Source organism: Emticicia sp. W12TSBA100-4 (genome assembly GCF_040253585.1).
Lineage (GTDB): Bacteria > Bacteroidota > Bacteroidia > Cytophagales > Spirosomataceae > Emticicia.
In genome coordinates this window covers 1-13,718 of the sequence record NZ_JBELAU010000032.1, presented here as the reverse complement: position 1 = coordinate 13,718, position 13,718 = coordinate 1, and the positions used below count along the sequence as shown (strand labels likewise).

The following is a 13,718-nucleotide window of genomic DNA, read 5'->3' as shown; positions in this document are numbered from 1 at the left end:
TCTTTCGGCAGGCAATTATACTTTAACAGTGAAAGATGCGAATGGCTGTACGGCAACGGCAAGTACAACTTTGACCGAACCAAATTTATTGACATTGACAGCCACCCCAACGAATTTGACTTGTCAAGCAAAGAGCACGGGTAGTATCAGCCTATCGGCGAGCGGTGGCACGATGGCATATACTTATTCAAAAGATGGTTTGACTTTCCAAAGTAGTAATGTATTTTCAGCATTAACTGCAGGCAATTATACTTTAACGGTGAAAGATGCCAATGGCTGTACGGCATCGGCAAGTACCACGTTGACTGAGCCAGAATTATTGACATTGACAGCTACCCCAACGAACTTGACTTGTCAATCAAACAGCACGGGTAGCATTAGTTTATCGGCAAGCGGTGGCACAATGGCATATACTTATTCAAAAGATGGTTTGACTTTCCAAAGTAACAATGTATTTTCAGCTCTTTCGGCAGGTAATTATACCTTAACGGTGAAAGATGCCAATGGCTGTACGGCAACGGCAAGTACCACGTTGACTGAACCGAATTTATTGACTTTGACTGCTACCCCAACGAATTTGACTTGTCAAGCTAACAGCACAGGTAGCATCATTTTATCGGCGAGTGGTGGTACAACGGCATATACTTATTCAAAAGATGGTTCGACTTTCCAAAGTAGTAATGTATTTTCAGCTCTTTCGGCAGGCAATTATACCTTAACGGTGAAAGATGCTAATGGCTGTACCGCACAAACTTTTACAACAGTTACTCAACCAACAGTAATAACGGCAAAATTCGAAGTAAGAGATATTCTTTGTAAAAATGCCAATACTGGTTCTATCACATCTTTTGTGAATGGAGGAACGATACCATATAAATACAATTGGAGTAATGGCCAAACTTCCGCTTCAATTGAAAACCTTTCAGCAGGAGTTTATTCTCTTACGATAAGTGATGCAGCAGGTTGTAACATTACACAAAATATAAGCATTTCAGATGGAAAAACCACAGAACCTCCTACTATTTTAGATAATATTGTTGCTTGTCTTGGTAGTCCAATATCGTTATCTAACATTAGTTTTGGGGCATATAATAAGCTTGTTTGGTATGAAAATATCAATGCAAGCATATCTATACCTGAACCTACTTCACATGAAATTGGTCAAAGAAATTATTTTGTGAGTCAAGTCAGTCAAGATGGATGTGAAAGTTTGCGAGTTCCCGTAAATATTTCCATAAATGATTGCAAACCAGCAGCTTTTGACCTTGCATTAAGAAAAACGGTTGTAGATTCAAAATCAGAGTTTAAACCAAACGATTTAGTCACATTCAATATTACTGTTTACAATCAAGGAAATGCCAAAGCTTATAATATTGATGTAATCGATTATATTCCTCTCGGAATGATTTATGTAGGTAATAGTTGGACAATAAATTCGAATGAAATAGTCAATAGAATTGATAGCTTGTCAATCGGTGAGAGTCGGACTTTGACTATTAAAATGCGAATTTCTTCCGATACCCAAAATGGAGATTTAATAAACAAAGCAGAGATTTTTGGTGCTGATTTAGATAAATTAGGCAAAAATCACCTTACTTCTGATATTGATAGTCGTTTTGATAAAAATCCAAACAATGATATTGGGGGCAAAGAAGATTCACCAACGGATGATTATATTTTAGGTAATGGCGATGGACAATTTGACACCGTTGGCGGAATTATTCAAAAATATGATGAAGATGATGCCGACCCTGCCCTCATCAGAGTTGCGGTTGGTGATACTTGTTTAGATTTGGCTCTTCGTAAACGATTATTATCAAATCCCGTAACGGCAGTTTATATGCCGAGCGACTCGGTTCGTTTCGAGATAACAGTTTTCAATCAATGCAAAAACCAAAAAGTTTATAACATTGATGTAGTTGATTATATTCCAAAAGGTGCAATACTTTTAAAAACAAATGATATCAACCAACGTTGGAGTTTATCAATTGATACTTTAATGGCGAACAATCAAATTGTTTCGATAGATACAAATGCTATTACAAGAATAGATAGTTTAGCAGGGGGCGATAGCACAACTTTTGAAATACTGTTGAAAATTAAACCGACTACTCAAGCAGGTGCGTATATCAACAAATCAGAAATTTTTAGAGCTACACGAGATAAAGATGCAAAATTTGTTATTAATGCCGATGTTGATAGCCGTTTTGATAAAAATCCAAGTAATGATATTGGTGGCAAAGAAAATTCGCCAACTGATGATTATATTTTAGGAGATGGCAATGAACGATTTGATACAGTTGGAGGAGTAAAAGCCAAAAACGATGAAGATGACGAAGATCCAGCCATGTTTGTGGTTGGAGATATTGATTGTTTACAAGCGTCGGTCGATTCGGTAAATGGAAATAAATGGTTTGACTTATATGACAATTTTGGAAGACTCTATGCCTCAGTAAACCCTAATGGACAAAATTTAGGAAGAGTAACTTTAAAAATCAGACATTACGGTAATGGCGAAGAAAATATACCAGCAACAAGTTTTGGCACAAGACTGATGAGTAGATATTTTGACATCAAAAGTTCGCTTAAAGACTCATTCGATGTTGCAGTTTCTCTTAAGATATATTTCTTAGATACTGAATTGAATGATTATAAAAAGGCTGTTAAACTACCATTACTCACCATCAATGATTTCAATATCGTTCATTACGATGGCATCAGAGAAAATTGTGGCTTTGAAGATAACGATAATTTCACGCAAGGAGTAAGTGAAGTGCTTTATAAAAACATTATCGGGAAAGTATTTAGCAAAGAAAGTTTTTACTTGCAATTTGACCTTCATCGTTTCTCTGAAATTGGTGCTACGGCCAATAAGTATATGACTACCATTCAGTATGATGTAAGTAAGCATTATGAAAAATCTGCCTTAGTAGTATGGACAACAAATCTTGAAGTCGAAAGTAATTATTTCATTGTTGAAAGAAGTACGGACTGTGTGAATTTCGTACAAATCGGTAAAGTTAGTGGTAAAGGAGTCGGTAGCGATTATGAATTTATAGATAATTTCCCAAATAGCGGCATAAATTGTTATCGAATAATATATGTAGATAAAGATGGTACTCGAAAAGTATTAGACCCAAAACAAGTAGAATTTGATAAGACACCAATTTGTACAGCATTCCCTAATCCTGTCATAAAAGGGATTGATTTTAATGCATACTACAGAAACATTAAAGTTAAGGAAATCAAACTTTATGATACTATTGGGCAAGAAATAGGGCTTGATGCTACCTTGACGGAAAATAATTATTATAAAATTAAAGTTTCGAATATTATGAGAAATGTCAATTATTTAGTGTTTACTGATGAAAAAGGTAAAAGGTGTATTATGAGGGTGGTTGCACATTAATTGAAACTTTAGAGAAACCAATTTAAAAATGTAAGGATGTAACATTCTCGAGATGAGTAAGTCATTTCTTTTTATATAACAACCGTGAAAAAATTATTCATTATACTATTGCTTGTAAAGCAACATCAATGTAATGCCCAAGGAAAATATAAATTACCTTGGGAACGTTTCAATAAAACTTTTTCTATTGATTTTGGTGGTGGTACAGCTCAATATTTAGGTGATATTCACCCACATAACAATATATTTTCTTATGTTTCTACAGTTCGCTGGAATCTATCTTCTCACATAACTTGGCAGTTCTCTCCACTATTCGCTGTTCGAACAGGTTTTTCTTGGGTCAGAATTTCGGGAGACGATTTTGCATTTACCAAGAAAAATATGGAATTTAAGCCTCAAACAGATGCATTTGATTTACAATTTCTTAGAAACCTTCATTTCAGAAATGATTTAAAAGAGGTTTCACTTACAGGGATTATTAATCTTCAAAATGGTTTCAGCAACCGAACTTCCAACCGACCAAATCAAATACCCTATTTATTTTCTGGTATTAATTTTTTCATCAACCAGCCTTTGGCAAGAGAAAAATTTAATGCAGATACAAATGAAAAAGGAGCTTGGAGGATAATCAATATTTCACAAAACAATATTAAATTTGATGTTAGCATACCAATTGGTTTAGGAATAAGAAAAAAACTAAGCCCCAAACTCGATTTAGCTGCCGAAGTTTCCTACCGAATTACCTTTACTGATGCCCTTGATGATATTACTCAAGCCACATATAGTACCACATCTGATATTTTTGAAAATAGAAGTACCGAATTGGTAGCTGCTCAAACAGGCCAAAGTCGAGTAAATAACTTCAATGATGTTAGTAATCGACAAGGATTTCCTATTTATTTGACAGGTAAAACACTCCCGCCAACTATTGGTTATCCAAATCCATTCCCCGAGCGTGGCGATGCAAGAAACGATTCCTATTGGACTACAAGTCTGAGATTAAGGTATTATTTCGACAAAAAAATTAAGTGCAACTGATCAAAAATAGTTATTTTTTTACAGATTAGTAAGAAGTATCTTATAAAATTCTAATACCTTATTTTAATGAATTTAGCTCTCGGTAATATTTCCAAATCACACGCCGACCAATAATCGTCTCCATTTGGGGTTGTTATTAACTCTTAAATCTTCCACTAACTGTAAAGCCTCATTGCTGAATTTGATTAAGTTAAACAATTAGATTTCTATATTAACTACTTATAAAAATAACGATAAATACATGTTTCTAAGAATGGACCGTTTTGCGAAATTCCAATTTCAAGTTTTCGTTTAACTGTTACAAATAGTCTTTTTTGACTCATCAGTAAGAAGGCACATTTATCTCTCTTTACTTTAATCATAAATATTGGTTCATCTATATTTAATTGGTTCGTCCAGAGGTCAAATATTTCCTTTCACTTATTTGAGTTTTCAATTTTCAATCCTAACTTAGTAAGATAATTTTATGCTGTATGATTAAAATAAAGATAGATAAAAAAGAATCCGATCAACTTTTAGTCGAATTTGAAGACCTCAGTTTGAATCGTTTTATTAGCCAAATTCCAGAACGCCGATTTAGCCGCTCTCGAAAAGGTTGGTTGGTACCCAACACTCGTCAAAACGTGTCGATGATTGGACAACTATTTGGTAAAGAAAACTGTCTGTTTGCCAAAGAAATTATTTTGCAATATAGACCTAAGATCACTAACAAGGAAATAGAAAAATACTTTGTGAGAATCAGAAAACCATGGGTGAATACCCCAAGTTATCGTGAAGAAAATGCTCATCCTATCATAATTGCTTTGCACAAACACATGCAGCTACGTAATTATAGCTACAAAACTATCGGTAATTACCGCAGCCAACTCATCAGAATGATTCATTATTTTAGTCCCAAATACCTTAGTGATATTTCGCAATCGGAGTTTGAAACATATCTATATTATTTGGTGACGAAGCGAAAACTGAGTGGTGCATCGCTCAATGTAGTCATCAATGCCTATAAGTATTACCAAGAAAACATTTTGGGATTTCCAAGAACGGTCTATTTTGAGACACCTAAAATCCTTAAAGCTCAGCCTTTACCTCAGGTACTTAGTCAGCAAGAAATACTCTCAATTTTAGAAAACACCAAAAGTTTAAAATATAAAGCCATATTTAGCTTGATTTATTCGACAGGTATTCGATTGAGCGAAGCTTCACACTTAAAAATAGCCCATATCAATAAATATGAGAAAACAATTTTTATCAAAAATGGTAAAGGGAAAAAAGACCGATATGTGTTTCTATCAGAAAATATATTGGATTTGCTAAGAACTTATTTCAAGGAATACAGACCAAAAGTATATCTTTTTGAAGATGAATATGACTTTGAAGCGATCAGTGAGCGAAGCATTCAAAAGGTATTTGCGGGCGTAATCAAGCAATGCAAGATAAACAAACACGTAGGTATTCATTCGCTAAGACATAGTTTTGCGACCCATTTACTCGAATCAGGTACAGATATTAGGTATATTCAGGAGCTTTTGGGGCATTCAGACATCAAAACGACCATGCGTTATACACACGTAAGTAGTCAGGCATTGAAGCAAGTAATGAGCCCGTTTGATCATTTACGCCGTTAGAATATGAAAAGATGTTTTGAAAGGATTGGAAATAGATTAAGGGAATTAAATATTGATAATAAGAAACATGGTCTCAGAGTCAGCATTATCGTTTTTTAGAAGCATTGACCTTAATCGACTCAAAGTGAAAAACCGACTTTTCAAAACATATCCTTGCGAGTATCCGATTTGGGTCAATTTACACGCTCTGACATTGACATCTTTTTTGATACGATACATTTTATTATCATCCCCAACAAAGTAGTCGGGATATCCATTGACCAACCAAACACGTTTAACAAATATTTCTTTTCTCAATTATTTTATGATTTATTTGTAAATTAAATAAGTTTTAATAAATATTGCAAAAGTTAAGTAAATTAAACTCCAACATTTGCTTAATTAACGACAATTTAGTTGATTATCAGTTATTTATGAAGGAATAATTAATTAAGCCAGGTTCGTACTTTTACTAGTTGGAATCTTTTCAAAAAATATATAGGTTCAAAATGGGACTTGATATAACACTTGCACGAATTTTAAAAAATCCAGTTGACCCAAATTCATATTTATTAGTGAGTGAAAGCCCTGAATTACTCTTATTTTTTGATAAATTTCAACAAAGTAAAACTTTTGAGTTTGAGGGAGAACAACCTTATAATGATTTTGTATTCTATTACGAAGAATTAGCATTTCAGAGAAGAGGAGTGATTTCCAAGTTTTATGATGAGATGGAAAATGATAGATGCTTAACAACATTAAGTGAACTCCAAAAACTTTATTCTTATATATCTAAAAATTATATTAAAACGTTCAATGTAGAGTTTTTAAGTCACTTCAATGAAGGTGAAACATTTATCATTATAAGTTGGTAACGTATGCGTCTAAAATAGTTTGACAGTTTTTGGCTCAAAGTCTCGTTCGACGAGCCGAATCCGCTGGTTTTTCGGTTTTTCAAACTCATAATTTTTGGCGGACAGGACAGTTCTCTCCTACTCTATTTAGGATTTTCTGCTTGCAAAGTAGGCTGGCGACAAGTCCTCTGAGTGGTATTTTTGCAAACTTTTCTTCGACACGCAAAGTTTTATCCAACTCGTTTGCTTTTTTGTATTTTTCCATGCAAATTTACCTTCAGCAGCATAGTTCTTGGCTTGGGTTCTTTGGCGTGCTGCTGTCCGTTGGACAGCAAATCAGAGCGGTCGCAAAGTTCATCAGTCCCAACACGAGCAAATAAGTAAAAGTTTAATATTCAATCAGTTAACTCAAAAATCACTTCCAATCTTCTCATTTGCGGTCGTTGGAAAATTTTCTATTCAATGATTTACAGAGGGAAAATTACAATCAAAAACATTGCTGAAAACTATGTAACAATTCAAACACAGTCTGGACAAGAAGGAATAATTAATTTAGATAAAATTTCAAGCAAGATAGTTTTTGAAGGTGATACTTTACAACATTGTGAGCATGGATTTTATGACGTAATTGATGCAAATGGGAACTACATATTTCGCCATTCCTCGCAAATTAGTAAATCTAAAAATAAAAAATGGTGGCAGTTTTGGGTTTAAGCACAGTATAGTTTCGACAGTTTTTATTAATTTGCGACACATAAACATCGCTAAGTTTTCTAAAAATCAAACGCATAATTCTCGGTGGACAGGATAGCTTTTTGGTAGTTTAATTGGTTTTTCTGCTTGCAAAGTTGGCTGGCGACAAATCCTCTGAGTGGTATTTTTGCCAACTTTTCTTCGATTCTCAAAATTTTATCCAACTCTTTTGCTTTTTTTCATTTTTCCGTGCAAATTTACTTCCAGCATTCGGTTTTGCTGGCTTGGGTTCTTAGCGTGCAAGCCGTCCTTCGGACGTCTTATCAGAGCGGACGCAAAGTCAGTTTAGTCCAACTCTAAAGCATTGTGTAAAGGTCTGATGCTTTATTAATTAACTCTAAATTTACTCCAAGTCCATCACAATGCTGGTCGTTGGAATTATGAAAAAAATGCAACCAAAGCACGTTTTTTTAAACTTTATAAATGAATACGTAAAAGATTTTTACAAAAGTTATGACTTTGAATTTTCAGAATCACAATTGGCTTTCAAAAGAAAACTTTCTAATGGATTTGTTCAAACAATAAAATTTAGTGGAAATCTTAGAAACACAGAAGGTTTCATTATAAAATATGGAGACCAATACTTAGTTTATTGTTCAACCTACAAAAGTTGGTGGACTAAGAATTTCCCCCAAATACCTCTCATTGGTTCAGGTTACTTAAATACAAATAACGAAAGTTTAATTAAAATGAATCATGCAATTAGAAATGGTACAGAATACGACTTTTTAAAAAGTCCTAAAGAAGAAATCATGAATGAACTGAAATCCAATTTTATTGACTTTGGATTAACATTTTTTACAGACAATGAGAATTGGGAAAAACTATCTGAAAAAGCTGGTTCAAAATTGACAGAAATTGATGCTCTGATTTTATCAAGTCAATTCGAAAGAGCAAACAATTATATTATCGAAACAATGACCGAATATTTAGGATATTACGGCAATGAATCAAAAATGAATGCAAGTGCAAGACAAAGTTTCGAAATTTTAAAGTCAAGAAAAGAATACCTAAAAAAGTGGCTTTAAGAAGCTAAATACAAGCAGTTATTTTCCAATTCGACAAGCAAAATTCGCTGGTTTTTCAGTTTCTCAAACGCATATTTCTTGGCGGACATGACAGTTCTCTCCTACTCAATTTAGGGTTTTCTGCTTGCAAAGTGGGTTTGCGACAAGTCCTCTGAGTGGTATTTTTGCCAACTTTTCTTGGATTCTCAAAGTTTTACTCAACTCATTTGCTTTTTTATATTTTTCCGTGCAAATTTACTTTCAGCAATCAGATTGGCTGGTTTGGGTTAGTTGGCGTGCAAGCCGTCCTTCGGACGTCTTATCAGAGCGGACTCAAAGTCAGTTTTGTCCAACTCGAAAGCATTATGTAAAGGTCTGATGCTTTATTAATTAACTCTAAATTTACTCCAAGTCCATCACAATGCTGGTCGTTGGAAGTTAAAAAGATAAATAAAATGAACAAAATAAAAGTTCACATAAGTACCATTACAGAAAGTATTGAAGATGAAAAAGATTTTACAGTCGTATTACAAAATACCGAATATGTAATCGGAATTAGAGTGAGAAAACAACAAGCAGTATTGCTTTATGGAGCAATATCTAAAAGAGCTGACTTAATGTTACCGCACACATTAATTAACAAAATTTTAGAACCTTTAAATTATAGAGTAACAGAAATTGTAATTGATAATCTTTTTGAAGGAACTTACAATAGCTTAGTGTATTACTCTAACGGTAAAAATATATATTCTGTAGATTCAGCCGTTAATGATGCACTAATAATATCTGCAATAAACTCTGCCCCTATATACATTGTAGATACCTTACTTCATCAATATGGAACTAAAATTAAAAATTAATGCTTAATGGAAACTTTTCAACAATCAATTAAGATTGGTTTTTTTCAAAAACAAGAAAAATATTTTTCAATAATGCCATATGGAATTAAAGTTTTTTCTGAGAGTGAAAATTCTGAATATAGTTTTGAAAAAATATCAAAAAACACATTATTAGGACAAAAAAAAGTTAAAAATAAATACATATTTATTTTCTTATATTTTTATTTATCCCTTTTCTACGTCTCAATTAAAAGCGAAGAGGCTATAATTATATGTTTTATATTAATAACTGGATTTATTTTTACATATTACTATTTTTGGAACAGAGAAAAAACTAAATTGATGCTCATAAGTGATAATAAATATATTGTTTTCATATATGAACACGATAATCAAGTTGAAGTGGATAATTTCATATCCAAAATTTATAAAAAAAGAGATGAAGTATTATTCAAAACTTATACAAGTTTCACTAAATTTATCCCATTTCAAGACCAGTATGAAGGGCTAATGTTTCTTTTACATGAAGAAATTATAAATCAGGATGAATTCTATTTCCATTTTGGCAAATTAAACGAAACTTTTGAAATGAAGAAAATTGATTAATGTGGTTTGATAATTTATAACTCAAAGTCACCTTCGACGAGCAAAATTCGCTGGTTTTTCAGTTTTTCAAACGCACAGTTTTCGCCTGACAGGACAGTTCTCTCCTACTCTATTTTTGGGTTTTCTGCTCTCACAGTGGGTCTGCGACAAGTCCTTTGATTGGTATTTTTGCCAACTTTTCTTCGATTCTCAAAGATTTATACAACTCATTTGCTTTTTTGTTTTTTTAAGTGCAAATTTACTTGTAGCAGCGTAGTTGGTGCGTTTGGGTTCTTGGCGTGCTTGCCGTCCGTGGGACGGCATATCAGAGCGGTCGCTATGTTCGTCAGCTCCAACAATCTGAAAGATAGACGAAAGCCCTCACAAGAAAGCCCGATATACTCGAAGGTATATCGGGCTTTTGTCTATCTTGAGTTGGCCGACAACGGGGAGTGCCAAGAAATTTATTAGGGTAAAAAGTAGATGCGTTTCTACTCCCCTTTCAACTATTTTTGGCTCAAAACATGGCTTTCTTTGGCCTTTAGCTTCTATTAAGCAATAAATACCCTTACCCAAATCTTGGGATTAAGCCTTGCCAAATGTCATTTGATTGATGTCGCCTCTTTTCAATCAATCTTTACTCCGGTGAAGCCTTGTTTCTTACTTCCAATACTACTTCTATGGGTTCGCAACGGAGACTATAAATCACTGCGACTGATACCATTCTGCCTTCACCACAACATGGACACCGACCGATGTCTGTCCCGTATTTTTCCTGCATAAACTGCTCAACACTCAGCTTGGGTATAGGTTTCCGCTCCGATAATGCCATGCTCGATAGTATCTGTTTGATCCGTTCGTGTTTGCCTCGGTTGCGTAAATATCCATAATGTCTTATCTTAACAAAATACCGTGGAAGGATATGCTGCTCAAAACGCCGCAGGAATTCTTCGTGACTCAGCGTCATTTGCTTGACTTTACTGCCATCGGCGTAGTCTTTGTAGTTAAAACTGAGCGTTGATTGCCCTACCTCGGTGATGCGATTACTGCTGATGGCGATTCGGTGGGTGTATCTACCCAAGTATTCTAAAACTCCCATCGCACCGCCGAAGGGGCGTTTGGCATACACATTCCACGGTTTTCGACCAATTTGACTCAATAATTCGTCAAAATCAAGGTTATTGAGTCGAAGTTTTGACCGTAGTTTCCGCAAACCTTTCATCAAGATTGCCTTGAAGACTATCTTCAAAGCTCCCACTGGAAAAAGAAACTTCCCACTAACTCGCTTACTATTTTGCCATTGATTGCCATCGAAACCACCCCCACTGACAATGCAGTGAACATGCGGATGAAAAGATAAATTTTGGCCCCACGTGTGCAGTACTGACGTTATACCAATTTCTGCACCCAGATATTTGGGGTCTTTGCCAAACTGTAAGAGCGTCTGAGAGGATGCCTCTAATAGCAAATTATACAGTAAAGTACGATTGCCCATCACCAAACTATTCAGTTCATGGGGCAGCGTAAAGACCACGTGATAGTAAGTCGTTGGCAGTAACTCTTGCTGGCGTTGGCCGACCCATTGCTCTCGACCGAAGTGACCACAAAACAGACAATGCCGATTACCACAACCATGGAACTGCATCTGCTGATGTCCACAATCGTTGCATTGACTCAGATGATAGCCATTGGCAAGGGTCCGACAAGTACTCAGTTGCCCAAAAACGCTCTTCGAGTAAGGATTAAACCCTAAGTTTTGTGCTTTGCTAAAAATCCCTTGTAAACTTTCTTGCGTACTCATCATAAGAAGCTATCTACAGGATTGATGATATTTCGACGTTTGCTCTCTTGCAGATGTAGATACACCATGGTCGTAGAGATATGCGAATGACCCAACAACTGCTGAATGGTATGGACGTCGGTGCCTGCATCCAGCAGATGGGTGGCAAAACTATGACGCAGGGTATGACAAGACAATCGACGTTCGGGGCTCAACAAGCCCACACGACCAATCGCACTCGCTACATGAAACTGAATCGTTCGAGCCTTCATGGGTTTGCCTACCAGTTTCCCCTCAAAGAGGTAAACTTTGGGACGATACGCTCGCCAATATTCTTCTAATAGACTCAATAACTTCTCTGAAAGTAAGGTGTAGCGTTCTTTATTACCTTTGCCATGAGCCACTCTTAGCCGTAAATTTGGTCTATCAAGGTCGCTCAATTTCAGGTGTTGTAATTCGCTCAGACGAATGCCGGTTCCATAAAAAACTGATACAATGGCCTTATGTTGCAAGATTTCACAACTATTTATGACCATTCCCACCTCCTGCTGAGTCAGAATATTGGGGTACACTTGTCTTTTGAGGGGATAAAACGAACGAGCTCGGATGGCCGGTAGTTGCAGAATGTGTTGAAAGAAGCAGCTCATAGCCTGGGCAGCGGTATGACATTTGCCCCACGAAGCATTGAAATGCTCTTGGATGTAAGTCAGGTAATTGATGATGTCGGTCTGAATCAAACTATAGGCCGAGCGGTCGGAATAATGACTCAGCAAATACCGAATCTCATAGCTGTAATTGGTGACGGTTCGAGGTGAATAGCGTTTAGCTCTTAGGTAATTTTCTAATTCCCGCAAAAGCTTTTCCGACTCTGCACTCAGCTTAACAGCGACATAAAAACTGTTTTTTTGTTAACATCTCAAATATTGTTTAAAGTGAGTTGCTAAAGTAATCCATTTTTTACTATTTTTACAAAACCCTTCAACAAAGTTGTTGGTTCAACGCGAAGCATTATGTAAAGGCTTGATATTTAATTAATTAACTCTAAAATCACTCCAAAACCATCACAATGCTGGTCGTTGGAAAAATAAAAAAATATAAAAACATGGGATACACAATTGGGATGTCTTCTCTTGACAAAAAACCAATCAACATACAAAAATTAAAAGAATTTTGCTTAATAAATCCAATATTTAAGTTAGATGACTCAAAAACTTGGACAAATATGTATGACCAAGTTGTTTTGTACAAAGTAAATGAGAAATGGGAAATGGTTTGTGCGTTTGATAACGACGATAACTATGCTATTTCTACGCCTCCAAACGATGATTTGTTTGATATGTCCTGTAAAATTGCAGATTATTTAGGTTTGTTTATTTTTGGGGAAGAGAACGAAATTTACTACATTCCTACATACGGAAAGCCACAAAACCATATTGACTTTGAAATAGCCAAATCTGTGTTTGCGGAAAATGGGTTTGATATAAATCTAATTATTGAAAAAGCTACAGTTGAGCATTAATAGTATCTAATTCAGTATTTTTAGCTCAAAGTTACATTCGACACGCAAAATTCGCTGGGTTTTCAATTTTTCAAACACATATTCTCGTTGGACAGGACAGTTCCCTCCTACTCCATTTAGGTTTTTCTGCTTGCAAAGTTGGCGTTCGACAAGTTCTCTGAGTGGTATTTTTGCCAACTTTTCTTCGACTCGCAAAGTTTTACCCAACTCATTTGCTTTTCTGTATTTTTCCATGCAAATTTACTTTCGGCAGCATAATTCTTGGCTTGGGTTCTTAGCGTGCCTGCTGTCCGTTGGACAGCATATCAGAGCGGTCACAAAGTTATCCAA

13 protein-coding genes and 1 pseudogene are annotated in these 13,718 nt (G+C 35.3%); 9 read left to right on the top strand and 5 right to left on the bottom strand.

What is annotated here, in order from left to right:
* From ABR854_RS25310 to ABR854_RS25300, 3 genes and pseudogenes are all read left to right on the top strand, one after another.
* Positions 1–3,409, top strand: a pseudogene (locus ABR854_RS25310) (hypothetical protein); the annotation flags it as partial.
* Positions 3,410–3,493: 84 nt separating this feature from the next.
* Entirely contained in the window at positions 3,494–4,447 is a 954-nt protein-coding gene (locus ABR854_RS25305) for a DUF6089 family protein (protein WP_350268654.1), read from the top strand.
* A gap of 473 nt (positions 4,448–4,920) precedes the next feature.
* Entirely contained in the window at positions 4,921–6,072 is a 1,152-nt protein-coding gene (locus ABR854_RS25300) for a tyrosine-type recombinase/integrase (RefSeq protein ID WP_350268653.1), read from the top strand.
* A gap of 45 nt (positions 6,073–6,117) precedes the next feature.
* Here the strand turns inward: ABR854_RS25300 and ABR854_RS25295 are convergent, their stop codons facing one another.
* Positions 6,118–6,369: a hypothetical protein gene (locus ABR854_RS25295; protein ID WP_350268652.1), complete on the bottom strand. Its 252-nt coding sequence runs from the start codon at positions 6,367–6,369 to the stop codon at positions 6,118–6,120.
* A 191-nt stretch (positions 6,370–6,560) separates the two neighbouring features.
* Here ABR854_RS25295 and ABR854_RS25290 point away from each other — a divergent pair, with 191 nt between their 5' ends.
* On the top strand, positions 6,561–6,926 hold the full coding sequence (locus ABR854_RS25290; protein ID WP_350268651.1) for a hypothetical protein: 366 nt from the start codon (positions 6,561–6,563) through the stop codon (positions 6,924–6,926).
* An 85-nt stretch (positions 6,927–7,011) separates the two neighbouring features.
* On the opposite strand, the gene ABR854_RS25285 is transcribed toward ABR854_RS25290, so the two are convergent.
* On the bottom strand, positions 7,012–7,170 hold the full coding sequence (locus ABR854_RS25285; protein WP_350268650.1) for a hypothetical protein: 159 nt from the start codon (positions 7,168–7,170) through the stop codon (positions 7,012–7,014).
* A 197-nt stretch (positions 7,171–7,367) separates the two neighbouring features.
* Between ABR854_RS25285 and ABR854_RS25280 the strand changes: the two genes are divergently transcribed.
* From ABR854_RS25280 to ABR854_RS25265, 4 genes are all read left to right on the top strand, one after another.
* Positions 7,368–7,619, top strand: a complete 252-nt coding sequence (locus tag ABR854_RS25280) for a hypothetical protein (RefSeq protein WP_350268649.1) — start codon at positions 7,368–7,370, stop codon at positions 7,617–7,619.
* Positions 7,620–8,038: 419 nt separating this feature from the next.
* The gene (locus tag ABR854_RS25275; RefSeq protein ID WP_350268648.1) at positions 8,039–8,686 is read left to right on the top strand and encodes a hypothetical protein; all 648 of its coding nucleotides are present in this window, start codon (positions 8,039–8,041) and stop codon (positions 8,684–8,686) included.
* Between the two features lie 434 nt (positions 8,687–9,120).
* Entirely contained in the window at positions 9,121–9,525 is a 405-nt protein-coding gene (locus ABR854_RS25270) for a bifunctional nuclease domain-containing protein (RefSeq protein ID WP_350268647.1), read from the top strand.
* 6 nt (positions 9,526–9,531) lie between these two features.
* Positions 9,532–10,110 (top strand): hypothetical protein, encoded by a 579-nt coding sequence (locus ABR854_RS25265; RefSeq protein ID WP_350268646.1) that lies wholly within the window; start codon positions 9,532–9,534, stop codon positions 10,108–10,110.
* Between the two features lie 616 nt (positions 10,111–10,726).
* Here ABR854_RS25265 and ABR854_RS25260 read toward each other — a convergent pair.
* Positions 10,727–11,890, bottom strand: coding sequence for an IS91 family transposase (locus tag ABR854_RS25260; RefSeq protein WP_502881238.1), 1,164 nt, complete (start codon positions 11,888–11,890; stop codon positions 10,727–10,729).
* Positions 11,890–12,723 carry a tyrosine-type recombinase/integrase gene (locus tag ABR854_RS25255; protein WP_350268644.1) on the bottom strand — a complete coding sequence of 278 codons (834 nt, stop codon included), beginning with the start codon at positions 12,721–12,723 and terminating at the stop codon, positions 11,890–11,892. The genes ABR854_RS25260 and ABR854_RS25255 overlap by 1 nt, the downstream gene beginning before the upstream one ends.
* A gap of 248 nt (positions 12,724–12,971) precedes the next feature.
* Between ABR854_RS25255 and ABR854_RS25250 the strand changes: the two genes are divergently transcribed.
* Complete coding sequence (locus ABR854_RS25250) at positions 12,972–13,388, top strand: hypothetical protein (protein ID WP_350268643.1); 417 nt, start codon at positions 12,972–12,974, stop codon at positions 13,386–13,388.
* Positions 13,389–13,394: 6 nt separating this feature from the next.
* Here the strand turns inward: ABR854_RS25250 and ABR854_RS25245 are convergent, their stop codons facing one another.
* A complete protein-coding gene (locus tag ABR854_RS25245) occupies positions 13,395–13,622 on the bottom strand; it encodes a hypothetical protein (protein WP_350268642.1) in 228 nt (75 codons plus the stop codon).
* Between the last annotated feature and the right edge of the window lie 96 nt (positions 13,623–13,718).

Bases quoted from the DNA above. Each gene is read 5' to 3' on its own strand.
- ABR854_RS25280 (WP_350268649.1), top strand. From the start codon at position 7,368: ATGATTTACAGAGGGAAAATTACAATCAAAAACATTGCTGAAAACTAT.
- ABR854_RS25300 (WP_350268653.1), top strand. From the start codon at position 4,921: ATGATTAAAATAAAGATAGATAAAAAAGAATCCGATCAACTTTTAGTC.
- ABR854_RS25285 (WP_350268650.1), bottom strand. From the start codon at position 7,170: ATGGAAAAATACAAAAAAGCAAACGAGTTGGATAAAACTTTGCGTGTC.
- ABR854_RS25290 (WP_350268651.1), top strand. From the start codon at position 6,561: ATGGGACTTGATATAACACTTGCACGAATTTTAAAAAATCCAGTTGAC.
- ABR854_RS25245 (WP_350268642.1), bottom strand. From the start codon at position 13,622: ATGGAAAAATACAGAAAAGCAAATGAGTTGGGTAAAACTTTGCGAGTC.
- ABR854_RS25270 (WP_350268647.1), top strand. From the start codon at position 9,121: ATGAACAAAATAAAAGTTCACATAAGTACCATTACAGAAAGTATTGAA.
- ABR854_RS25250 (WP_350268643.1), top strand. From the start codon at position 12,972: ATGGGATACACAATTGGGATGTCTTCTCTTGACAAAAAACCAATCAAC.
- ABR854_RS25275 (WP_350268648.1), top strand. From the start codon at position 8,039: ATGAAAAAAATGCAACCAAAGCACGTTTTTTTAAACTTTATAAATGAA.
- ABR854_RS25265 (WP_350268646.1), top strand. From the start codon at position 9,532: ATGGAAACTTTTCAACAATCAATTAAGATTGGTTTTTTTCAAAAACAA.
- ABR854_RS25260 (WP_502881238.1), bottom strand. From the start codon at position 11,890: ATGAGTACGCAAGAAAGTTTACAAGGGATTTTTAGCAAAGCACAAAAC.